The sequence below is a fragment of the Clostridium cylindrosporum DSM 605 genome (assembly GCF_001047375.1).
In the GTDB taxonomy this organism is placed as follows: Bacteria; Bacillota; Clostridia; order Clostridiales; family Caloramatoraceae; genus Clostridium_AB; species Clostridium_AB cylindrosporum.
This window is the reverse complement of the sequence record NZ_LFVU01000026.1, coordinates 159,392-181,568: the sequence shown is the minus strand read 5'-3', so window position 1 is coordinate 181,568 and position 22,177 is coordinate 159,392. Positions and strand designations below refer to the sequence as shown.

19 protein-coding genes are annotated in these 22,177 nt (G+C 30.2%); 7 read left to right on the top strand and 12 right to left on the bottom strand.

What is annotated here, in order from left to right; genetic code table 11:
• Positions 1-47: 47 nt before the first annotated feature.
• A complete protein-coding gene (locus tag CLCY_RS07805; protein WP_048570559.1) occupies positions 48-710 on the bottom strand; it encodes an LbetaH domain-containing protein in 663 nt (220 codons plus the stop codon).
• A gap of 293 nt (positions 711-1,003) precedes the next feature.
• Here CLCY_RS07805 and CLCY_RS07800 point away from each other — a divergent pair, with 293 nt between their 5' ends.
• Positions 1,004-2,422 carry a DUF4317 domain-containing protein gene (locus CLCY_RS07800; RefSeq protein WP_048570558.1) on the top strand — a complete coding sequence of 473 codons (1,419 nt, stop codon included), beginning with the start codon at positions 1,004-1,006 and terminating at the stop codon, positions 2,420-2,422.
• 70 nt (positions 2,423-2,492) lie between these two features.
• Here the strand turns inward: CLCY_RS07800 and CLCY_RS07795 are convergent, their stop codons facing one another.
• The 3 genes from CLCY_RS07795 to CLCY_RS07785 form a co-directional block, all read right to left on the bottom strand.
• A complete protein-coding gene (locus CLCY_RS07795) occupies positions 2,493-4,205 on the bottom strand; it encodes a methyl-accepting chemotaxis protein (RefSeq protein WP_048570557.1) in 1,713 nt (570 codons plus the stop codon).
• Between the two features lie 256 nt (positions 4,206-4,461).
• Positions 4,462-5,892: an MDR family MFS transporter gene (locus tag CLCY_RS07790; RefSeq protein WP_048570556.1), complete on the bottom strand. Its 1,431-nt coding sequence runs from the start codon at positions 5,890-5,892 to the stop codon at positions 4,462-4,464.
• A gap of 3 nt (positions 5,893-5,895) precedes the next feature.
• Positions 5,896-6,456, bottom strand: a complete 561-nt coding sequence (locus CLCY_RS07785; RefSeq protein WP_048570555.1) for a TetR/AcrR family transcriptional regulator — start codon at positions 6,454-6,456, stop codon at positions 5,896-5,898.
• Positions 6,457-6,628: 172 nt separating this feature from the next.
• Here CLCY_RS07785 and CLCY_RS07780 point away from each other — a divergent pair, with 172 nt between their 5' ends.
• Positions 6,629-7,042, top strand: coding sequence for a DUF1622 domain-containing protein (locus CLCY_RS07780; protein ID WP_341372100.1), 414 nt, complete (start codon positions 6,629-6,631; stop codon positions 7,040-7,042).
• 55 nt (positions 7,043-7,097) lie between these two features.
• Here CLCY_RS07780 and CLCY_RS07775 read toward each other — a convergent pair whose 3' ends face one another.
• A complete protein-coding gene (locus CLCY_RS07775; RefSeq protein WP_048570553.1) occupies positions 7,098-8,291 on the bottom strand; it encodes an MFS transporter in 1,194 nt (397 codons plus the stop codon).
• A gap of 366 nt (positions 8,292-8,657) precedes the next feature.
• Between CLCY_RS07775 and CLCY_RS07770 the strand changes: the two genes are divergently transcribed.
• Both CLCY_RS07770 and CLCY_RS07765 read left to right on the top strand, forming a co-directional pair.
• Positions 8,658-9,854: a M20 metallopeptidase family protein gene (locus CLCY_RS07770; protein ID WP_048570552.1), complete on the top strand. Its 1,197-nt coding sequence runs from the start codon at positions 8,658-8,660 to the stop codon at positions 9,852-9,854.
• A gap of 476 nt (positions 9,855-10,330) precedes the next feature.
• Positions 10,331-12,532: a bifunctional diguanylate cyclase/phosphodiesterase gene (locus CLCY_RS07765; protein ID WP_048570551.1), complete on the top strand. Its 2,202-nt coding sequence runs from the start codon at positions 10,331-10,333 to the stop codon at positions 12,530-12,532.
• A gap of 228 nt (positions 12,533-12,760) precedes the next feature.
• Here the strand turns inward: CLCY_RS07765 and CLCY_RS07760 are convergent, their stop codons facing one another.
• Both CLCY_RS07760 and CLCY_RS07755 read right to left on the bottom strand, forming a co-directional pair.
• Positions 12,761-13,633, bottom strand: coding sequence for a cyclic di-GMP-binding domain-containing protein, MshE-related (locus CLCY_RS07760; RefSeq protein ID WP_048570550.1), 873 nt, complete (start codon positions 13,631-13,633; stop codon positions 12,761-12,763).
• Positions 13,634-13,636: 3 nt separating this feature from the next.
• Positions 13,637-14,017: a response regulator gene (locus tag CLCY_RS07755; RefSeq protein WP_048570549.1), complete on the bottom strand. Its 381-nt coding sequence runs from the start codon at positions 14,015-14,017 to the stop codon at positions 13,637-13,639.
• Between the two features lie 255 nt (positions 14,018-14,272).
• Between CLCY_RS07755 and CLCY_RS07750 the strand changes: the two genes are divergently transcribed.
• Positions 14,273-14,623: a DUF6568 family protein gene (locus CLCY_RS07750; protein WP_048570548.1), complete on the top strand. Its 351-nt coding sequence runs from the start codon at positions 14,273-14,275 to the stop codon at positions 14,621-14,623.
• Positions 14,624-14,747: 124 nt separating this feature from the next.
• Here CLCY_RS07750 and CLCY_RS07745 read toward each other — a convergent pair whose 3' ends face one another.
• Positions 14,748-15,158 (bottom strand): peptide deformylase, encoded by a 411-nt coding sequence (locus tag CLCY_RS07745; RefSeq protein ID WP_048570547.1) that lies wholly within the window; start codon positions 15,156-15,158, stop codon positions 14,748-14,750.
• Positions 15,159-15,412: 254 nt separating this feature from the next.
• On the opposite strand from CLCY_RS07745, the gene CLCY_RS07740 reads away from it, so the two are divergent.
• Positions 15,413-16,030 carry a HutD family protein gene (locus CLCY_RS07740; protein ID WP_048570546.1) on the top strand — a complete coding sequence of 206 codons (618 nt, stop codon included), beginning with the start codon at positions 15,413-15,415 and terminating at the stop codon, positions 16,028-16,030.
• A 232-nt stretch (positions 16,031-16,262) separates the two neighbouring features.
• Here the strand turns inward: CLCY_RS07740 and CLCY_RS07735 are convergent, their stop codons facing one another.
• Positions 16,263-16,823, bottom strand: coding sequence for a hypothetical protein (locus CLCY_RS07735; RefSeq protein ID WP_048570545.1), 561 nt, complete (start codon positions 16,821-16,823; stop codon positions 16,263-16,265).
• A gap of 33 nt (positions 16,824-16,856) precedes the next feature.
• Positions 16,857-17,465: a hypothetical protein gene (locus tag CLCY_RS13840; protein ID WP_048570544.1), complete on the bottom strand. Its 609-nt coding sequence runs from the start codon at positions 17,463-17,465 to the stop codon at positions 16,857-16,859.
• Positions 17,466-17,886: 421 nt separating this feature from the next.
• On the opposite strand from CLCY_RS13840, the gene CLCY_RS07725 reads away from it, so the two are divergent.
• Positions 17,887-19,626 carry an ABC-F family ATP-binding cassette domain-containing protein gene (locus tag CLCY_RS07725; RefSeq protein ID WP_048570543.1) on the top strand — a complete coding sequence of 580 codons (1,740 nt, stop codon included), beginning with the start codon at positions 17,887-17,889 and terminating at the stop codon, positions 19,624-19,626.
• A gap of 667 nt (positions 19,627-20,293) precedes the next feature.
• Here CLCY_RS07725 and CLCY_RS07715 read toward each other — a convergent pair.
• Together CLCY_RS07715 and CLCY_RS07710 are read right to left on the bottom strand one after the other, a co-directional pair.
• Complete coding sequence (locus tag CLCY_RS07715; protein WP_048570541.1) at positions 20,294-20,851, bottom strand: hypothetical protein; 558 nt, start codon at positions 20,849-20,851, stop codon at positions 20,294-20,296.
• A gap of 111 nt (positions 20,852-20,962) precedes the next feature.
• Positions 20,963-22,123 carry a DUF4062 domain-containing protein gene (locus CLCY_RS07710; protein ID WP_082141752.1) on the bottom strand — a complete coding sequence of 387 codons (1,161 nt, stop codon included), beginning with the start codon at positions 22,121-22,123 and terminating at the stop codon, positions 20,963-20,965.
• Positions 22,124-22,177: the final 54 nt, after the last annotated feature.

The following is a 22,177-nucleotide window of genomic DNA, read 5'->3' as shown; positions in this document are numbered from 1 at the left end:
TATCAAAGGACTTAATTGTACCTAGACATTTATATTAAAAATCTTAACTAAAACCCATATTTCATATCCCCAAATTTTAAGCTGTAGGATTGTGAAAACTCTACATTAATATCATTAACCTTTTCTGAAAAATCTGATTGTTCCTTTGGTACTTCTAAAAGATTATCTGCCTTATCCTGGGTATTTATAATAGCACCAATTGGAACATATTTATTTGCAGCTATCCTTATTCCCCCTGTTACTATTGCTCCAGTATCAATATAGCAATTCTCCTCTACAATAGAGTTAAATACAATTGCATTAAACCCAACAAATGTATTACTTCCTACAACAGCTGGGCCATGAATTAATGCTCCATGGGCTATGTTTACTTTATCTCCAATAAATATTGAATATCCTTTACCATTTACCAAGTATTTAGCTTCTTTTAGTCCATGTAATACTACTCTATCTTGTATATTAGAGTTATGACCTATATAAAATGGGCTTCCCTCATCTGCTCTTATCACTACACTAGCACCTAAAAATACATTATCTTTTATTGTTACATCACCTATTACACTTGAAAATGGTCCTACAAATGCACTATCACTTATTTTAGGGTATACACTTATAGGATTAAATGAAGTAACTGGGTTCTTTTCAATAAAGTAAGCATATAAATTCTTTGGCCCTATTGGCTTATAATCTTTTTTTATACCATCATACATTATAACTTCTCCTTAAATTAATATTACATTATATTAAACCTAATATTAATTTGTTAATTGCCTTATAAATATAAAAATCCACTATAACATTTTAGTTGTGGTTGGTCTTACCATAAGGCTTACTAGATCCTTAACTATATTGTTTTAAAAGTTTAATGCTCATTGTTTTCATATCATCTTGTTTAAGTTCATCTAATAAAATCTTTAATTAAATGTAAAAAAATACTATACTTAATAATGATACATATCGATTAATACCTAGAATAGAAAATGCTAGATTGAGGGGTTTATATATGAGAAAAAAAGATATACTTGAACTTAAGAGACGTTTAAAAAAGGATCATTGCACCTTCACCAAAATGTGTGGCTGCTATGTTAATGGAGAAAAAAATATTCTTCTTAAATTTAGAGAAACCTTTCTAAACTTAGAAGAGGATGAATATTATAAGTACCTAGAAATCGCTAAAAAAGTGCTCTCTGGGACTATCGGCAATAATATTTTAGAGCTTAACTTTCCTATGAATGAAGACCTTACAAATGAAAGTCAATCTTCACTTTTACATCTTAGAAACAGTCAATTAAAGGATGACTCTGTCCTTGATAGTTTTTACCAACTAATTATAGATAACTATGTTTGCTCTGATAACTTTTTAATACTTGTTTTTCATGATGCCTATGATGTTATTACTAAAACAAGTGATAATGCAAAGATAGATGAATCGGAAGAAGTATATGAATATGTGCTATGTGCAATATGTCCTGTTTCACTTTCAAATGCTGGTCTTAGATACTTTGAAGAAGAAAACAAAATAGCAGCACGAGATCGTGATTGGGTAGTTGATGTCCCAAGTAATGGCTTTGTGTTTCCTGCCTTTATTGAGCGTAGTTCAGATGTTAATTCTGTTATGTATTACACTAAAAATGCAAAGGATACACATCCTGAATTAATGGAAAATGTATTAGGCTGTTATTCAAGACAAACAGCTACTATACAAAAGGAAACATTCCAATCAATTATCAAAGATTCAGTTAGTGCTGATGATGAAGAGTCTGAAAAAGTTTTTATGGAAATACAAGAAAACCTAAACAATATGATAGATGAATATAGTTCTATGTCTGATGATCTAGACTCTGAACCTATCACCTTAACAAAGGATGCTATGCAAAATATTTTAATAGAAAGTGGTGTTCCAGAAGAAGCTACTGCTAAAATAGAAAAATACTATGTGGAGAGTTTTGGTGATGATCTTCCTTTAGCAGAAAGTCTAATTGACCCAAAGGTGCTTAAAGCAAATGAGCAAAGAAAAAAGGAAGAGAATCTTTTAAAGCAGGTAGAAATACTTCAAACTAGACTTGAAGAGGTTAAGCAAGAAGCTGCTGCAGCTAATGAAGCTTCCCTGCCTACAGAGCCTACAGAAGTTAGTGATGATAATCTAGCTTTAGAAGAAGATTCAGAGGCCAACTTAGAAGAAGTTATAGGAGAGGACTCAGAAACTAACTTAGAGGAAGCTTCAGAGGTTACTTCAGAAGAAACTCAAGATGCAACTTCAGAAGATAATGAAGTTACTCCTGAATATGACGTTATACTTCAAGTAAAATCTGAAAAAGTACCTCAAATAAAATCTCAAATAATTGATGGTCAAAACTGTATAGTTATTCCTATTAATGAAAATGAACAAACTACAGTTAACGTTTTAGATGATTTAATTTAAACTATATTTTCTTAATTACAAAAGGAGTCTATTCTAAATGCTAGAATAGACTCCTTTGTTTTACTATATTTTAAACTTTAAATTTAGCAATCATTTCATTAAGACTTTGTGCTAAATCTGATTGTTGACTTGCAGCATTTACTACTTGGTTCATTGCCTCACTTGAAAGGCTAATACCCTCTTGGATACTTGCAACATCCTGTGAAGATCTTAATACATCCTCTGAAATGCTTTGTATATTATTTACAACCTGGTTAATTGTTGCTGAAATTTCCTCTGACATTAGTGCTAAGTCCTCAGACATACTATTTACAAAATCTCCATCCTTACCGTAGGTCTCTCCTACCTCTACAAATTCCTCAAATTGAGGAAGAATATTTTCATTTATAAATCTTAGAAGTTTATTGCTATTTCCTGATAAACTTTTAAATGCCATTTGAACTTCTTCTATAGTATCCTTTACATTTGTAACCTCTTCAGCGGACTTTTGTGCAAGACCCTTAACTTCATCTGCAACAACTGCAAATCCACGACCGAGTTCACCTGCTCTTGCTGCTTCTATTGATGCATTAAGTGCTAATAAATTAGTTTGATTAGATATATTTGCTATTGTATCTGCCATAGATATAATTTTTTCAACAACTTTTCCTCTTTCAATATCCTCTATTATTTCTTTTTCTACTATATCATAAAGCTTTCTTGTATTTTCAAAGGCTTTCTTGCTTTCCTCTTCAATTTTAAAAGCTCTTTCTTTTATCTCTATAGAACTTGCATTTCCATTACTAGCTTTACTTGCAAGACCTTCCACATTAGAATCTACTTCCTCTGATGAAGCTGCTACCTCTCCTACTATAAAAGTTGTTTCCTGTATCATACCATTTATGTGTATAGCTGATTCATTTACAGACTCTAGTTTTAAGGATACTTCACTTGCGGTTGCTGATAATTCTGCACTTGAATTACTAATTATGTCTGCACTATTTATAACATCTTTTATTAGAAAGGCTACATTAATCCTAGCTCTATTTAATGCATCTGCCATATAACCAAATTCATTTTTAGATTTTATATCAAGGGGAGTCGAAAAATCATATTCTGCTAGTCTATCTGCAAACTCCCTAGTTTTATTTAAAGGTTTTGTTATTAATCTTATTACAGAAACAGCTAATACTATGGATATAACAACACCTAATACAGTAAAAGTTATTGATGAAATAATTATGTTATTAAGTGATGCCTTATTCGATGCCATGCTTTGTTCTGCCCACTTATTATTTAGACTTAATAACTCCTCTAACTTCATATCCATATTAGCCCCTGATTGTTTAACCTCTGAAAGCTTATCCGAAGCCTCTAAAGTCTTACTGTCTAATACAAATGTTATATATTCATCTACTTGTTTCTTGTATATGTTAAACTTTTCTTCAAAGTCTAAAAACATAGAATTATTTTCTTCACTTATAATTCCTGACTTATACTTTTTAACTCCATCATTACTTTCTTCTTTGAGGGCTTCAATATCACTTTTCATCATATTAACTTCATTGGAATCTTTAACTTTAGCTATTTCCTGTAGAATTAGGTTAATCTTAGATATATTCTTATCTATAAGATTAATAGATACTATACATGCAATATTATTATTGTACATTTTATCGGAGGCATTACCCATTTTGTTTGCATTTATAACCCCAATTATTCCTATCATCCCTATTAAAATGATCATAACCATAAAGCTTATAACTAACTTAGTGGATAATTTAAAATCAGTAAATTTTTTCATATTTTACCCCCCTATATTCAATAACCTTTTTAGTACTCCACACTGTATCTAATTAATCCCTACTAAACATATATGTTTTATTATATTCTATATATTACTATTCACCATTTACTGTGTCAATTAAATTTTATACAAAATACTGTATTAATGTTATATATATCCTATTAGTTGCCTATAGTTATTTATAATAAAAAATCTCCTACCTAACATTCATATTTTAATTTTTGTTAGGTAGGAGCATAAATTTCAACTTATATTAACATTTTCCTCTTTCTTTAATTGGGTCTTTTATGAATAATGATAGTACAACATTAATAATTGCTAGTAGTAAGCCTATTTTAAATACTAGCGTAGACCCTTCTGTCACTGCCAAGGGCATATTATTCGAAAACACCTCTAGATAGGCATTTTGCTTTGCTGATAAAATAGATACCATAACAGCGATACCTATAGCCCCTGATATCTGTTGGACTGTTTGGGTTAATGCTATTCCATCTGGGTAGTATTTAGCTGGAAGAGAATTTAGCGTGTTTGTTTGTACCGATGCAAGCACCATTCCTATTCCAAGCATCATTACTATATGAGTTAACACAATCGCCCATGAAGCTGTATGTGTATCAAACTGTGAGTATACTGAATATGCAATAGCTACTAAAATCGTTCCAGGTGTAATAACTGCCCTAGGTCCATATTCATCAAATAATCTACCTATTTTCGGTGCTAGTATGCAATTAAGCAAACTACCTGGTAAAAGTATAAGCCCCGTTGTAAATGAAGCAATAAGTAGTGCCATTTGCATATACATTGGCAGAACTACAAGTAGTGATAACATATTAAAGAATGTTATAAAACTCATGAAAACTCCAAGAAGGAAAAGTGGATAATTAAATGCTTTTAGATTAAGCATAGGATTCTCCATTTTGTTTTGTTGAGTGCAGAATAATATCAATGCTACAAATCCAATTGCAATTGATGCAATAACACTTGAACTTGTCCATCCAGCTTCTCCTGCTATACTAACTCCGTAAACTATGCCACCAAATCCTATTGTTGAAAGAACAAGTGAAAATATATTAATTGATACCTTTTTCACCTTGTTAACATTCGGCAAATATATATATCCAAATATAAGAGAAAACAGTAAAAAAGGTAGTGTAAATAAGAAAACCCAATGCCATGATAATGTATCTAAAATAAGTCCTGCAAGTGTTGGCCCTAGCGCTGGACCTGCAAGCATTACAAGACCCATAACTCCCATAGCCGCCCCTCTTTTATGTTGAGGGAAAATGGTAAAAATAACGTTTTGAGTTAAAGGTAAATTAATAGCAAGCCCCGCTGCTTGAATAAAACGTCCAAGTAGCAAAATACTAAATGCAGGTGCTACTGCTGCTAAAACTGTACCTAATATAAATAAAAGTATTGATGTTATAAACATTTGCCTAGTAGTAAACTTTTGCATCAATATACCTGTAACAGGTACTAAAATACCTAGTGTTAGAAAATAGCCTGTTGCTAGCCATTGAATAGTTGTAGCATTTACACTAAATATTTTACTTAAGTCACCTAATGCAATATTTAATGCTGTCTCACTAAAAAGCCCAACAAATCCTGCAACTAAAAGTGCTGCCATTATTTGCCCTGTTTTATATTGCTTTTCAGCTATTGATTCTATGTTTGATTGATTCATTTATCAAAACTCCTTTAATAGATTAGTTATAACCTGTGAAATAACTTTTAGTGGAGTTGTCGCCTTTTCTGTTAGACAAAGCATCATTCCACCTTCTATAGAAGCTGTCATCATAAGAGCAATTGAACTCGCCTTCTCTTTTTCAAATCCATCTGCTAATAACTTATTAAAGTATATATCCTGTATTTTATGATATAGATTAGCACATGCCTCTCTTGCTGGGTCACTTAGTGAAGCCATTTCACTAACAATACTACTAAATGTGTATCCAGTAATTGTTCCCTTAGTCTCGAAATCAAGAATTAGCTTATCAATAGTTGCCCTAGTAGCCTCCTCTGTCGTAGGATACTTCTTAAAAATCTCCACAATCTCTCTAGTAATAAAATCATTTAGAGATTGAAGACATGCGATTAATAATTCCTCCTTTCCATTTGGAAAGTGATGATAAAGTGAACCCTTTGAAATATCACATGCTTTTAAGATTTCGGTTAACCCTACCCCTTTATATCCTTTTTGCTGGAATAGGGTCGTTGCAATATCTATAATCATTGACTTTGTATTCATATAATCTACCTCCTCTAGACCAACCGGTCTGTTTAAAATATACCAAATTTTTTTTCTATAAGTCAAGAATTTTTTACTATGTAAAAACTTAAACTTCCTAAGCATTAAAATATGATTTGTTTACTCTGTTGAAATTATGGCCAAAATATATTCTAATGAAGGAGGTGTTTTTTTGGATATTAAGCGTATTCTCGAATTTCTTATAATAGCTTTACAAGGATTGTCTATAATAATAATAGTTTGGGGGGTTCTTCTTTGCCTCATAAACTTTATTAAAGTAGAAATATCCGCTGGGAATAGATTAACTATAGTTCAAAAGATTACATCTGTAAAAAATTATCTAGGTTCCTATATATTGTTAGGTCTTGAGATTTTAATAGGTGCAGATATTATAGGATCTATATTAAATCCTACTCTTAATGATATATTTAGACTTGCGGCTATAGTTGTAATTAGAACTGTAATATCCTATTTCTTAAATAAAGAAATGAACTCTACTGAAGGCAGTCAATCAAAGAAAAAAAGTTCTACTGAAGGTAGTTCATCAAATGAATCAACCTCTACTCAAAGTACTCAATCAAGTTAAACATTTACATTACTAAAGTCATCTTAGAAGCTCCTCTAAGATGACTTTAGTATCTTTAAGATTCCATTAATCGATTTTCTTTCCACATAACTGAAATGCAAAGACCAATAACCATAACCACAGCAGCTAAAAGATAAGGATAATTAATATTTATATCAAATAGCACTCCCGCCATTGCAGGACCTGCAATATTACCTAAACTAGTATAAGTTGAGTTCATTCCAGCAACAAATCCTTGCTCTTTCTGTGCAGCCTTTGATAAAAACGTGGTTAATGCTGGACGAAGCAAGTCAAATGCTAAAAAGATTAGACAAGTAACTATTAATATAACAATATAACTAGAAATCACAGTAGACACCACTGCAAGTATCCCTCCAATAATCAGACATAATTGGATTAATCTCTTTTCACCAATTACATTAACTATCTTGCCAAACATAGATATCTGAACTATAGCACCAAAAATTGCACTTATAGTGATAATTTGAGCAATATCCCTTGGGGTAAAACCAAACTTGTGATCAGAAAATAGTGTAAAAACAGTTTCATAGGCTGATAAACCAAAAGCAAGTACAAATACAATGATAAAGGCAACAAGATAAACTGGATTAAGTGACTTTTTCATATCACTTATAAAGTTTCCTTCTTTCACAGCTAAAGAATTTTCTCTAATCTGTTCCTTGCTTAAAGTCTCCCTTAGGAAAAATATCGATGAAATAAATGCTAAAAAGCCAACAGCTGATGCAACAAAGAAAGGCATTCGTATACCATACCCTGCAACAAAACCACTAATACCTGGTCCTATAATAAATCCAGTGCTAATAGCAGCTGACATATAACCCATGGCTTTTGGGCGATTCTCAATTGATGTGATATCCGCAATATATGCAGTAACCCCTGGCATAATAAAGGCGGCACTTATTCCTCCTAAACATCTTGATATATAAAGCATTGATACATGAGTACCTAGAGCAAAAATAAGTTCCGAAATACTAAATACAACAAGTCCAATAACGATAATTCTCTTTCTACCATAACGGTCTACCCAACTTCCTGCAAATGGCGACATAATTAGCTGTGCCGTAGCAAATGCGGAAATAAGATAACCCATTGTTTTCCCTGATAAGTTCATACTATTCATAAAAGCTGGCATAACAGGAATAACGAGTCCTACCCCTAGAAATACAATAAATATATTACTAAGAAGGATAAGAAGCTCCATCCTTTGTTCTTTTATTGTTTTCTGCACAAATTAACACCTCTTTTCTGTAAAAGTTATCAATTTGACTAATAGCCAAATTCTTTCGTAGTTATTCTAGTGGTATTCAAAGATGATTATTAACGGAAATGAATAATACCATACAAATTTATGATTGTTTGATTGGCTAGATTCATTTGTTAACTGAGATTTAACGGAAAAGTTTAATCTGAAAGCCTCAATAGAAAAGGTTTTTCTTAACCTTAACATTAACACTAATAATTAACATAGTCAAACAACTAGATATATTATAATTAATGATTTCATCACTAGAACTTGTTTGAAAAAATAATCATTTAAATGTATAATGATTAATGCTTTATTTTCTAAGTTTAAAAGTTAAATGGAGGTTACAAGGTGAACATTCAAGAAATATATAACACAGTAGACAGAGTAAAACAAGAAATTATTGATCTTAGAAGAGATTTCCATATACATCCAGAAGTAGGTTCAGATCTAGAAAGAACTTCTGGAATTGTTGCAGATTTACTAAAGAAATGGGGACTTGAAGTTCAAACTGGTATTGGTATAACAGGTGTAGTAGGTATTTTAAGAGGTCAAAATCCTAACTCCTCAAATACAGTTGCCTTAAGAGCAGATATGGATGCCCTTTTAATACAAGAAGAAAACGAAGTATGCTATAAGTCAGTTTATGATGGTAAGATGCACGCCTGTGCACATGATGGGCATACTGCTATGTTACTTGGAGCAGCAAAGGTATTATCTCAATACAAAGACATGATAAAGGGTAATATTAAGTTCATTTTTCAACCAGAAGAAGAGGGCCCAAATTCAGGTGCAGAAAATATGGTAAACGATGGTGCTATGGAAGATGTTGATGCAATTTTTGGATTACATTTAACAACAGAGCATCCTACTGGAACTGTATCAATTAAGAAAGGTGCTGCTATGGCTTCATCTGATGACTTTGAGATTGAGATGATAGGAAAAGGTGGGCATGCATCTATGCCTCATGAATGTATCGATGCTATTTCAATGGCAGTTAAAGTATATAATGATCTTCAATTTATGGTAAGCAGGGAATTTGACCCTGTAGACTCAGTAATTATATCAGTTGGTGCTTTTAATTCAGGGTCAGCAAGTAATGTTATTCAAGGAAATGCTAAGCTAAAAGGTACAATTCGTACACTTTCCCACGAAGTAAGAGCTAAAGCAAAAAAGAGAATTTGTGAAATTGTAAAACATGTAGCGGAAGGGTCAGGAGGGGAATATAAAATTAATATAATCCCTGGGGTTCCTCCATTAATTAATGATATAGAAAAGGCCTCATTTGCAGAGGAAACTGTAGCAAAAATAGTAACAAAAGAAAATGTAATTATATTAGATAAGCCTAATATGGGATCAGAGGACTTCTCCTATTATGTAGAAAAAGTACCAGGAGTTATGATGATGATCGGAGCTAGAAATGAAGAAAAGGGACTGATCAATCTTATGCATCATCCTAAATTTGACTTTGATGAAGATGCTCTATCTATAGGAGTAAAACTATATATCCAACTTGCTATTGATCATTTAGAATCAATACAGGCTTAAATTTAAAAGAATTAAATAATATTCCTTACCTTTTGGTAGGAGTAGATTTTTCATCATTAACTATTAATTCCTTTACGGTAGGTGCTATACAAAGCATTATTAATAGGATATGAACCTTTCTAATCTAATAAGATAACAAGATTAACAGCCTAGTATACAAATTATTGTATACTAGGCTGTTGTTAATTAACCTATCATATAATCTTTCACATATTCATAGTAAAATTCAAGATTTCCTAAATCCAAGACGAAGTAAGTCCTATACTGAAAACGTTTAACTTGAAAAATTAATCTAGAAAATTTAATCCTGAAAATTTGCTTTATCACTGAATGGTTTCTTCTTTTTAATTTTAAAAATAATTTTTCAAAGGTTATAAGGTAAACTCATATCTACCCTATATGGAATTTTCTATATTCAATTCTAGTGTAGATTTGTATGAATACTAACCTTGAAAAAATGAAAGGAGGAATTTTTAATGATTAAAAAAATCAAGAACCTTAATAATCCCATGAAAATTTTCATACAAGTAATAATTCTTTCTATTATAGGTGTTATTTTAGTTTTAAATTACTATAAATCAAATGAAGCCAAGCATGCTATAAACATGGAGGAGAGCATTCAACAGGTGTTTGAAAAATCAAAAGGTGATTTATACAATAACTATGGTATATTAAAAGCCATAGTCTACGATTTAGAAACCACACCTAATTTCCATCAAAATAATATTTATCCTATAGTTAAAGGATACTTATCTAGCAACCCACAAATAAGTAAGATATCCTTTGCAGATAAAGATGGAAGAATTCTTTCTTCACTAAATAATTCTGGATCAGATCTTACATATAAATATAAAGGAAAATCTATAGAAGCTTCTTCACTTAAAATGAATTCTTCTGTAAAAACATCAAAGATAGACATAGAAATGAAACCATCCATATACTCGGATCAAGAAATCGATATTTTATATCCAATGTATAAAAATAGAAAGTTAATAGGCTTTCTTTCTATTACTATAGATGCCCATGGTATGTTCTCAGGAGTAAAGTTTAAAAGTACACTTAACAAAAATGAGATGCTTGTTAGCACTCCAAATGGAAAAACAATATTTAAATCTAAAGGATTTAATGGAGAAAATACTTATATTAAAAACGTAAACATAGAAGGGGTTACCTGGATTGTCCAAATAGAAAGTAAAGAAGATGTTATGGGAGTTGTAATGAAAAAGGCAATCTTACTTGCTTTAGCACTTACATGTCTTCTTTCCTTCGTTATCTATCTAGAATGGCAACTGTTAAATAAAGGTGAATATATTACAGAGCTTACAAGACTACAAGGTGAAATAGAAATTATAGCATATAGTGATTCACTTACAGGTTTATGTAATAGACTTAGTATCACAAATCAAATATCTAATTATATAAAGAATGCAAAAAAGGAAGATAGATGTGCAGTAATATTTCTAGATTTAGACGACTTTAAAAATGTAAATGATGTGTTTGGACATGAAAAGGGAGATAAGCTACTTAAATTTGTAGCCAAAATATTTAAAGAAATCTCCTATATGGATAACAGAATTGTAACTTCAAGAATTGGAGGAGATGAATTTATCACCTTGTTTAAAGACATTGTATTAGAAGATGAAGTTCATTCTTTTTGTAAAGATATTCTAAATAGGTTAAGTAATATGTCTTCAACTAACAATAAAAAAATTAATATTTCAGCAAGTATAGGGGTTAGTTTCTTCCCCGAAAGTGGACTCGATGTTGATACACTATTTAAAAATGCTGATATGGCTATGTATAACTCTAAAGCTAAGGGAAAAAGTCAATATAGTTTCTTCGGAGATGAAATGGGAGAAGAAATGCAAAGAAGAGCCCTTGTAGAATCTAGACTTAGAACTTTAATCACTAGAAATGATTTTAGCTTTTTTAGTTTAGTCTACCAACCACAGGTTCCTATTTCCTCGGAATCTGAATTTAAAGGGGCTGAGGCATTAATTAGATGGAATGATAAAGAATTAGGACTTGTTTTTCCCCTTGAGTTTATTGAAGTGGCTGAAAACAGTGGTACGATAGATGCACTAGGAAACTGGGTTCTAAGAGAAACCTGCCACTACTTAAAGCGACTAGAATCAGAACTTGGAATAAAACAAAACATTTCAGTAAATATATCTCCTAAACAATTTAGACAGGTTAATTTTGTAGAGAAGATCATTCATATTGTTGAGCAAGAAGGTATTTCTCCCTCTCAGATAACACTTGAAATAACAGAACAAGTTTTTATAGATAATATGGTAGACTGTGTTAGAATTCTTAATGAACTAAAAGCTAAAGGGTTTAAAATTTCATTAGATGACTTCGGAACAGGATATTCCTCACTTAGCTATCTAAGTCAACTACCAATTGATACTTTGAAAATAGATAAATCCTTTGTAGACAATATTGGATCAGATATTCACAGCCTATCCTTAATAGAAGGAGTATTGAAGCTTTCTCACTCTATAAACCTGAAGGTAATAGTAGAAGGAGTGGAGACCTTTGAACAATACAAGCTACTAAAGGAACTAGGAGTAGACACCATTCAAGGATATTATTTCTCCAAGCCTTTAACTGAAGAAGATTATATTCTATTTTCTAAATCAGAATCATCAAAGGAAATCTCTAGGTGCATACCCTAACCTTAATAAGCTTTTAAATAATAAAAAATTCATATTAAGAAAAGAACTATTAAGGGGGCTTTCTATGAAAACCCCCTTATATTTCTATACTATTCTTCCATCAGGAACCCCATCTATTATATATTGCTCATTTAATAGCATTCATATAAGATTCATTTAAAGATAATGTTTTAAATATAGAATTGTCACTTATGAAAATTGAGTCTAAGTAAAGAACCCTATGATATTTTACTCCTCTTTAATCAAAATACTAATTTTACCAAAGGATAAATCTATAGATATTTTATAAACATCATGCACCTTTATGTTGGAGTAAACTTCCTGTGGAGTCAATTCTAATTCTACTCCTGAATTAGAAACATTAACTAAAAAGATTCCATTCTGCAAATTTAAGAATTCCCCAACGGAAGCTTCTGCCATTTCATCAATAGAGCTTAACTCCTCCTCCGCATATTTAGATGCGAATCTTATAAAAGAATTCTCTTCTGCTTCAATATAAGTAGATAGAGCTACTTTTCCTTGTATATCTTGTTTAGCAGTGAATTTGCATTCATAATCTTTTAATTTAACTACTTCACCTATCATTGCTTCTGTATCTATAAATCTAATTAAATTTCTTATAAATAATGCTAAATAATCTTTAAGTGTCTCTTCATTTTTACTGCCTTGAAATTTTGTAAATGTGTTTATGATTTTATCTACATCATCTCTTTGTATGGCTTCAAATTCCTTATCTGAAATGCTGTAGTCTCTTTTATATTCATTTATTGCCTTTTCAAATTCTTGAAGAGTCATATATTCTTTATCTACAAGAACCTGACCTAATAAAAGATGTCCAAGTTTTTGTGAGGATAACAATTTTTCTACTTGTTCTTCTTTTAAGTATCCCATATCTACTGCTAGTTCACCAAATCTTTTGTCCAGCCTCTTTTGCGCCTCATTTACCCTATCAGCCTCATATGCATTCATGTATCCTGCATTTACAGCCAAAACTCCTAATTTTAACCTTGTATTCTTCTGGTGTTCCAATCCGTCATGCAATTGTTCTGGATTAATATATCCTTTATTCAATAAATAATGTCCAAAATATTGAGTAAACATAATCTATTCCTCCTTCTTCGTAAAGTTCTTAATTATCCTATTAAGTTGATCTTGTCCCCATGGCTTCTGAATAAATTCAATTGCCCCAGCCTTAATAGCTTTCTTTAGGTTCTCCTGTGTCCCCGAAGAAGAAGCTATAATAATTTTAGCCTTTTTATCAAATTCCTTTATTTCAAAAACTGCGGTTATCCCATCCTTTATTGGCATAACTAAGTCCATAAATACTAAATCCGGACTTTCTTCCTTATAAATATCTACTGCTGCCTGGCCATTAGTTGCTTCTAGAATATCGAAGCAACCGCATAAAGATAAACTTTCTTTTAATCTTTTTCTCATTAACATTGAATCATCACATATAAGAATTTTTAAAGAATACTCAGACATATCTATTACCCCCATATCCAATCTTTATAAAAGTTTATGCCACTCCATACCATATATTCCAGATAAACTTGGATTTTTCTCTATATCTTAACAATAAGCGATAATACTTTTATACCTTAAAATATGGTCAATATTATATTATGTATACTTATAATACTTTCTATAATTTCACAAACTAACTACTATAGAAGCTAACTAAATTTGATGTAATAATTTAGCTTTGATATAATACTTTAAAAACTTAGGAGGATACAAATGTTTGAAAATGATAGATACGAAGAAGATGTAAAGTTATTTGAAAAAGTAACTTCTACACAAGCAGATGAATTATTATCTAATGAAGACTTAGCTGTTGCTTATATTGGCCGTGGAACATGCCCATTTTGCCGTAAATTTGTTAATAAGTTAAGTGGATTAGCTAATAAAATTAACACAACTATTTATTATGTGGATACTGATAACTTTTCAGATAATGGAATTAGCTCACTTAGAGAAAAATATAATATTGTAACTGTACCAGGATTTATTGTTAGTAAAAACAGAAAAATAGAGGTTCGTTGTGATTCTTCAATTCCAGAAGATGAAATATTAGATATGGTAAAGTAACTTATAATAATACAAAAGCGTGATAGTACTTTTCTATCACGCTTTATATATGTGCTTCATCATTTAATTATTAATGCTAAGTGACTATTAACCCTTTTAAAGTTATATTACTGAAATTCACTTCTTAGATTATTATACCTTCGAAATGATCTACTTCATGCTGAATAATCTGAGCAGTAAATCCATTAAATATTTCTTTATGCTTCTTAAAGTCTCTATCAAGATACTCTACTTCTATTGTTTCATATCTTGTTGTTTTTCTGAAACCAGTTAATGACAAACAACTCTCCTCAGTCTCATAACTTTTCTCTTTCTTTAGTATAACTGGATTCACCATAGAAATAATGCTATCCCCTACACTAAATACCAATATACGTTTTTTTATTCCTATCATATTAGCAGCCATACCAACACACTCATCTAAATTTGCTCTTAATGTATCCACTAAATCATCAATAACAGTTATATCATCTTGTGTTGCAGGTACTGATTTCTCTCTTAAAAAAACTTCATCCTTTAAAATTGACCTTATCATATGTTCAAACCTCTCTAATTTTTCTCAATAAATATCTTAATTATATGAATCTTAACTTTGTCTTCTGATTCTATATACTAAAATTATACTCTAACATAAATAATTTCAAAACCTAATACTTCTGAGGCTTTCTTTTTAAACAACTCAAACCATAAATCAATTAATATTTTGAACTCACATTAACTTAATTGAATATATATATATCTTTAAATATAATGAACATAAAAGATATATAAGAAGAGGTGTATTAATACATGAACTATAATGTAGAATTACTAAGGCAAGAAAATTATAAGCCAACATTTTGGTCTGGAGGAGTAGCTACAGAACTGACAACATATCCCTTAGATTCTGATTATGCTAGCAAAAACTTTTTATGGAGGCTAGGGGTTGCTAAAATTGATATACCAGAATCTACTTTTAGTAGCCTACCAAAAGTTTCTCGTAAATTCATGGTTATAGAAGGAAAAATAACTTTGGACCATGAAAATAAGTATAAAAAACTACTTAATCCATTTGAGCAAGACGATTTTATGGGGGATTGGACAACTAAAACCTATGGTAAAGCTTCTGTTTTTAATTTAATGACAAGAGAAAATTATAATGGTGAATTACTTCATATTAATATTAGCCCTAATAAACAGCTTAAATTCGAATATAAAACTTCATTAAATAAAGATTTAGAAGCAATTTGTTTTTACACTGTAAATGGTGGATTTACCTCTACTATTAATGATAAGGTTTTTGAAACTATTAAAAATGATTTGATTTTAATTAACTCTGTAGATTCAAGCTCTATTAATGAATTTTTGCTTTCTAATAATACCTCAGAAATTACTAATATAATAGTAAGCATAATTTATAGTAATTAGCATTTTAGAAAATTAAGCATAACATATTTAACAGCACTAAAAACTTAGTGCTGTCTTTTATTATGCCTATAAAGCAGTTCTTTTCTCTATTTCCAAAAACATACCTGTTAAATTATCCTCTAAAGTTTCTCTTAGGTTAGTTCCTCTACTGCTTATTTTCCATATTTCCAACACGGCTTACTTTCTTTAAAATAATCTATCTAAATCTATAAAAAGATTATAATAAATAAACTTAACTTAATTCTCTTAATTTCATATGTAATTCATCATAACTAATTATTCCAAGTTCATGTTGCTTTTTAACATTTCTTATAGCCTCAAAATTATCAATTTTTCTTCTAAATTGTTCAATCTTTGAATTGTACTCTTCTTGTGATATAATATCCATTGCTATCGCCTTATCAAGAGTTTCTTTTTGTTGTCTAAATTCATTCTCTAATTGAGCTTTTTCTTGAATAATAACCTGATCCTTTAATCTCTTTTCTATTTCAATTAATTCTATCTCAAGCTCTTTTTTCTTTTCTAATTTAGGTTCCATAAGTTTAAGTATATTTTCTACATTGATTCCTGGCATCTCATTAGTTGTTAAAACATATTCAACGAATTTTTCTCCTATTTGTTTATATGCAGCATCAAGTTCACCATTAATTGCTGTTAACTCTGTTTTTAAACTATTTATTTTTGCAGTCTCCTTAGATGCAGTAACAACAGTATTAACTGCATTCGTTGCAGCCTTACTTATAGATTCAGTTGTTATTTTTGTTGCAACTCTTAAATTATCGAAAAGTCCCATTATAATTTGTCCTCCATTTATTAATATATTATTTTATTTTTTATTATCATTTTTTAGAACACCTTCAACACTTCCGGCTATAGTGGTTACTGTATTAATACCTGTTAACACAGCTTGTCCAGCTGCTATACCTCCGCCACCAGCTGAAATTGCTCCTCCACCTAAAGCTGCCAATGTTGCATTTGTTGAAGCAACACCATGTAAAGAGGATATTGCAGTACCTGTACTTGCAACACCTACAGCAGCAGTAACCCCTGAAACAGCAGTTCCTATAATATCACCAGTTACTAATCCTACAGCACCTCCACCTATGACCTTTCCAACTGTTTTTGCTCTTTGTATATTTTTTTCATCAGCTCCATATACTTCAGCAGCAAATCCTGCTACTCCACTGCCTAACTCAGAACCAATCTCAACAGCTTTTTCTATAACAGACCCTGTTGCATTTGCTACTGTTTTAGTGGAATTGCCCATAAACTCACCAACTGACTTACCGACCTTTCTTGATGTTTCTGCTATTTCATGATTATCTGTTATATCCGCAATAAATCCTACAGTCTCACCAGTAGCCTTAACACCATACTCAACAACAGTGCCGGCAACTTTCCCTAACCCTTTAAATATGCCCTTCATTAAACCCACTCTATATAAATACCTCCCTTATATGTTTTCTTTAAACTAAAAATTTATTATTCTATTTTTATAAATATGATTCTCTCTATTATTAAAACTAATATATAGTAATGAATAAATGCTATTTATATACCAACCTCTAAATAGCAACCTTATGTAAGACTTTATCTAAAATTGAAATATTATTGTAATAAATCCATATTAGTACATTTATCGAATTTTGTATAGAAGTCTAAAAGTAAACTTAATTTAAACTGGTATTTTATTTAGGCCTATTGTAACTAGTAAAAAAAAGTGTTATGTTATCCACTGGAATCAAAAATAATATTATTGCTGTGTAATACTGAATTTCAAAATTAAGATTGGCAATATTATATATTAAAGAGCTTATTTTATAGGCTCTTTTCAAATGATAAAGAGAGGTAATAAAATGATAAAAGTTGATAATTTGTCTTACTCCTTCCCGCAAAAAGATCTATATAATAATATTTCGTTTTCATTAGAAGATGGTCAACATTGCGCTTTTATAGGGAGAAACGGAAATGGAAAAAGTACATTAATAGATATAATTATGAATCCAGAAAAGTACATGTTCGATGGTAAATTAGACATGGACCCTAATTGTAGAATTGGGTATGTAAGTCAGTTCTCGGAAATAGAGAAAATAAAAGATACTACAGTTTACGAATATATAGGAACAGAATTTATTGAATTACAAAATGAAATAACATCTATTTGTACTCAAATGGAAACATCTATGGATATTGATACTTTACTAGAAAAATACCAGCAAGCTTTAGACGCATTTAATGCAATTGGTGGGGATGATTTCGAAAGCATCATAGATAAAAAACTAAATCTTGCAAACCTAACTAAGCATAAAGATCTAATGATATCTGAGCTTAGTGGTGGAGAATTCAAACTTATACAGGTGATTAAGGAAATGCTAAGTAATCCAGACTTAATGATTATGGATGAACCAGATGTATTTTTAGACTTTGAAAACCTTAATTCCCTTAAAGACCTAATTAATTCACATAAAGGAACACTATTAATTATTACCCACAACAGATATCTGCTGAATCATTGTTTTAACAAAATTCTGCACCTTGAAAATATGGAACTTCAAGAGTTTGATGGAAGATTTATTGATTATAACCTTTCATTACTTCAAACTAAAATTGAACTGCAAGAACTGGCTATAGCGGATAATGAAGAAATTGAGAGAAATGCTAAGTTAGTAGATAAACTAAGATATATTGCAACTAATAATGCTGAAGCTGCTAGAGGAAGATCTCTAAAGGCTAGAGTGAAAATTCAAGAAAGATTAGAAGCAAGACGTATTAAAGAGCCTTTTCTAGATATTGCGCAGCCTAATATCATTTTTGAAACTGATATTGATGTGGAAGATACCATCGCTTTAAAAGTTAATGATTACAGTGTTTCCTATGATGAAATGCTTTTAGAAAATATTAATTTCGAGATTCAACCTACTGATAAGGTAGCTATTATAGGTTCAAATGGTACTGGAAAAACCACTTTATTGAGAGCCATTTTTAAGAATAATAGTGATTCAATTGAAATTAGTCCTGATATTAAAATGGCTTATTTATCTCAACATCAAGATGAAACACTAAATGAGTCTAATACAATACTTGAAGAATTTTTCGATGTAGGTTTTAAAACCTATACAGATATTGAGTCATATATTTCAGAGTATGGTTTTGAGGGAGAAATAGTTAATCAAAAAATAGGTTCCTTATCTGGCGGAGAAAAAAATCTCCTTCAATTAGCTAAGGTTTCTGCTATTAAAGCAGGCATGTTGCTTCTTGATGAACCTACAAGTCATTTAGATACATATTCACAAATAGCCCTTGAAAAAGCCATAGAAAACTATAAAGGCGCTATTCTAATGATCTCTCATGATTACTATTTTATATCCAATTGCATGGATTATGTTTTAATCATTGAAGATAAGAACCTTAGAAAAATGACTATGAAGAAATTTAGAAGGAAGATTTATGCTAATCATTTTGATAGGGATTATTTAGAAGTTGAACAAAAGAAAAAATCAATTGAAACGAAAATAGAATTGGCTTTAAAAGATACCAATTTTGAACTTGCAAAAGCTTTATCTGAAGAGTTAGAAGAGCTTGTTAAGTTGCTTTAAATTGTATTCTCTATAACAGTAAATAAAATCCCCTCTTAGCATTCAGATTATATAACAAAATCTCAATACTAAGAGGGAATTTATTTACACTCTCCTTATAAGATGCATCAAGGATTTCTTTTTAATGTTAAGTCCTATTTTAAAATCTGCATCACTTACAATACATTTCTGCCAAAAACGCTAAATCCAATTTTAGGAGAAAGCGTCACTACTTATAATATGGTTCTGCGTATCATATTAATGTGCGGTTTTCTTATTTATATTACAAGCTTGCTTTAATTTCTTAAATTGCCCTTCTTTCTTTCTAAAAATTATCTCCACATATTTACTCTGACTTCAATCCGACTACATCATTCTTTTTTTAATTATATAAATACAAAAATTATATTTTCAATTAAGTTATTAGATCATTTTTACACTTATATCTAATTTAGTATAAAAAGAAGAAGGAGTGACTATTTTAGACACTCCCTCTTTTATATTTAAGTATTCTATAAGTTGATTATTTATATTAAGACTTATCTTATACATTTCTCTTTTCTCATCAAGTGTTATCTCTGAAATTAGTAAGCATATTAACTTCTTCTTCTGCAAACGTTTTAATTACTTCTTGTTTTTCCTCACCAAATATTAACCAATGCTTAAGTAATAACACTTTCTAGCATATTTAAATAACTAACTTTCCACTTTCTTGCTGTTCTATGAGTGAATTTCTAAACTTTTCATTTTCATTCAAACAGTCTTTAAAAATACGCTTCTTTTTAATTTTACCATTGTCATTTGTGTAACTAAAAAACAACTCGCAATTTTGAAACCATTCAGTCATTATTGTTAACTTATTGGATGATCGATTGTTAAACTGAATAGTCTTGGAAACTTCAGTTAATTTAATAGCATTAAATATTTTGGGATGACAGCAAAAATGATTATTATACCCTAATTTTTCAGTGTATACTTTAACATACTCTTCCACCAATATTATATTATCTTTTTTAAGAATGATTTTAGGTTTTATTATATTTTTTATTTCTGATGATGAGTTGATAGTATTTAGGGTTAAAGAAATTCCTATTGTGCAATTTGCAATACCATAGTATTTGCAAACTATATCCACATTCTCAAATCTAATTCTATTTTTTCCTTTTTTAGAATATTCATTCAAAAGGTATCCTAATAAAGTTCCTAACAACGTTCCTGCAACTCCAATTAATGCATCTACAGCCATACTTCCCCCTCATTATATAAAAATTTTTTTTATTTACTCCATAATCATAAGTTTAGATATTTTAGTCATTTTTATTCATGTGGAAATAATCATCAACTTTAATATTCCTGATTATTCTACCACTACATATTCAGAAATTGAATACTTTTTATACTTTCTCTCTATATATTCACTTAAACTTTCTCTAAAATAAGACATCATTATACCTCTGTTAGGTATCTCTGATAGTGCATCTGCAATTATACTTCTTGTATCATTATTTAGTCTAGTAAAAGTACCCCAATCTAATGACAATTCATTTATCACTTCTATTGAATATCTACACAAATAAAAAGTATCATCATCTTTAAGTAAAATACTTCCTCTTCCCATAGGGCCTCTTTCTCTCAACTCATCTATTTCTCTACAATCTAAAACTTTAACAATTCCATATTCTTCAAGCAAATCTTCCCAAGTTAAAATGCTCGTTTTTATTGAATTAAAATCTATAATTCTTAATGCTTGGATAAATTCAAACAATCTTCTATATTTTACAACTCCCATAGCTACTTCTTTTTGATTGTTTGAGCCTATCGAAGTAAGTATTGCAGTCTTTAAATCTTCAAATTGATTAGTTAAGTTTTCTATTTTTTTTCCCTGTATATAATTATACCTTTGTTCACTTAATAACCTTTGGAAATAACTTGACCACTGTTTTTTTAACACACTTTCAATATCATCAATTTTATTAAACGTAAATATATTATTTCCCTTAGATCTTAATCTAACAAAATTAATAAATTCAAATATATATTCTGCTGTATCTTGCTTCTCAATTGAAGGGAAATCAATTTGTTTAATTATAGCTTTACTTTTATTTTTTTGATATAACTGATGATCATGCCAAACCTTCTGCTCTATAAATGTATAGACAGGTATAGACTGCTCTATTGCTTTCAATACTTCTAATTGAGTAATAGAAACTTTATCCTGGTTTTTTAACATCTCCACATTAATATCATTTTTTTCTATTCCCTCAAAATTTATTTTATCTATTGCCTCAGGAACAGCCTGTCCCCCAAACCGTGACCCTATTATCAATACCAAAATATCACAATTTGAAACTTCATCCACACAACTAGTATGTGTATGAGTTCTCGGATCATATAAAATATCATTAAAATCGCTCATCATAGGTTCATACCCTAATGAGTTTAAAAAAACTCTTAACTGTGACCTTAAAATATTTAAATCGTAACAAGTTGATGACACAAAAACTCTTATACCAGCCAAAAAATCACCCTACCACTTTGTTTATTTTCGATAATTATTATATCATTATTTTTC

Excerpts from the sequence above, each read along its gene's own strand:
- CLCY_RS07805 (WP_048570559.1), bottom strand. The coding sequence starts at position 710 with ATGTATGATGGTATAAAAAAAGATTATAAGCCAATAGGGCCAAAGAAT.
- CLCY_RS07800 (WP_048570558.1), top strand. The coding sequence starts at position 1,004 with ATGAGAAAAAAAGATATACTTGAACTTAAGAGACGTTTAAAAAAGGAT.
- CLCY_RS07795 (WP_048570557.1), bottom strand. The coding sequence starts at position 4,205 with ATGAAAAAATTTACTGATTTTAAATTATCCACTAAGTTAGTTATAAGC.
- CLCY_RS07790 (WP_048570556.1), bottom strand. The coding sequence starts at position 5,892 with ATGAATCAATCAAACATAGAATCAATAGCTGAAAAGCAATATAAAACA.
- CLCY_RS07785 (WP_048570555.1), bottom strand. The coding sequence starts at position 6,456 with ATGAATACAAAGTCAATGATTATAGATATTGCAACGACCCTATTCCAG.
- CLCY_RS07765 (WP_048570551.1), top strand. The coding sequence starts at position 10,331 with ATGATTAAAAAAATCAAGAACCTTAATAATCCCATGAAAATTTTCATA.
- CLCY_RS07760 (WP_048570550.1), bottom strand. The coding sequence starts at position 13,633 with ATGTTTACTCAATATTTTGGACATTATTTATTGAATAAAGGATATATT.
- CLCY_RS07755 (WP_048570549.1), bottom strand. The coding sequence starts at position 14,017 with ATGTCTGAGTATTCTTTAAAAATTCTTATATGTGATGATTCAATGTTA.
- CLCY_RS07750 (WP_048570548.1), top strand. The coding sequence starts at position 14,273 with ATGTTTGAAAATGATAGATACGAAGAAGATGTAAAGTTATTTGAAAAA.
- CLCY_RS07745 (WP_048570547.1), bottom strand. The coding sequence starts at position 15,158 with ATGATAAGGTCAATTTTAAAGGATGAAGTTTTTTTAAGAGAGAAATCA.
- CLCY_RS07740 (WP_048570546.1), top strand. The coding sequence starts at position 15,413 with ATGAACTATAATGTAGAATTACTAAGGCAAGAAAATTATAAGCCAACA.
- CLCY_RS07735 (WP_048570545.1), bottom strand. The coding sequence starts at position 16,823 with ATGGGACTTTTCGATAATTTAAGAGTTGCAACAAAAATAACAACTGAA.
- CLCY_RS07725 (WP_048570543.1), top strand. The coding sequence starts at position 17,887 with ATGATAAAAGTTGATAATTTGTCTTACTCCTTCCCGCAAAAAGATCTA.
- CLCY_RS07715 (WP_048570541.1), bottom strand. The coding sequence starts at position 20,851 with ATGGCTGTAGATGCATTAATTGGAGTTGCAGGAACGTTGTTAGGAACT.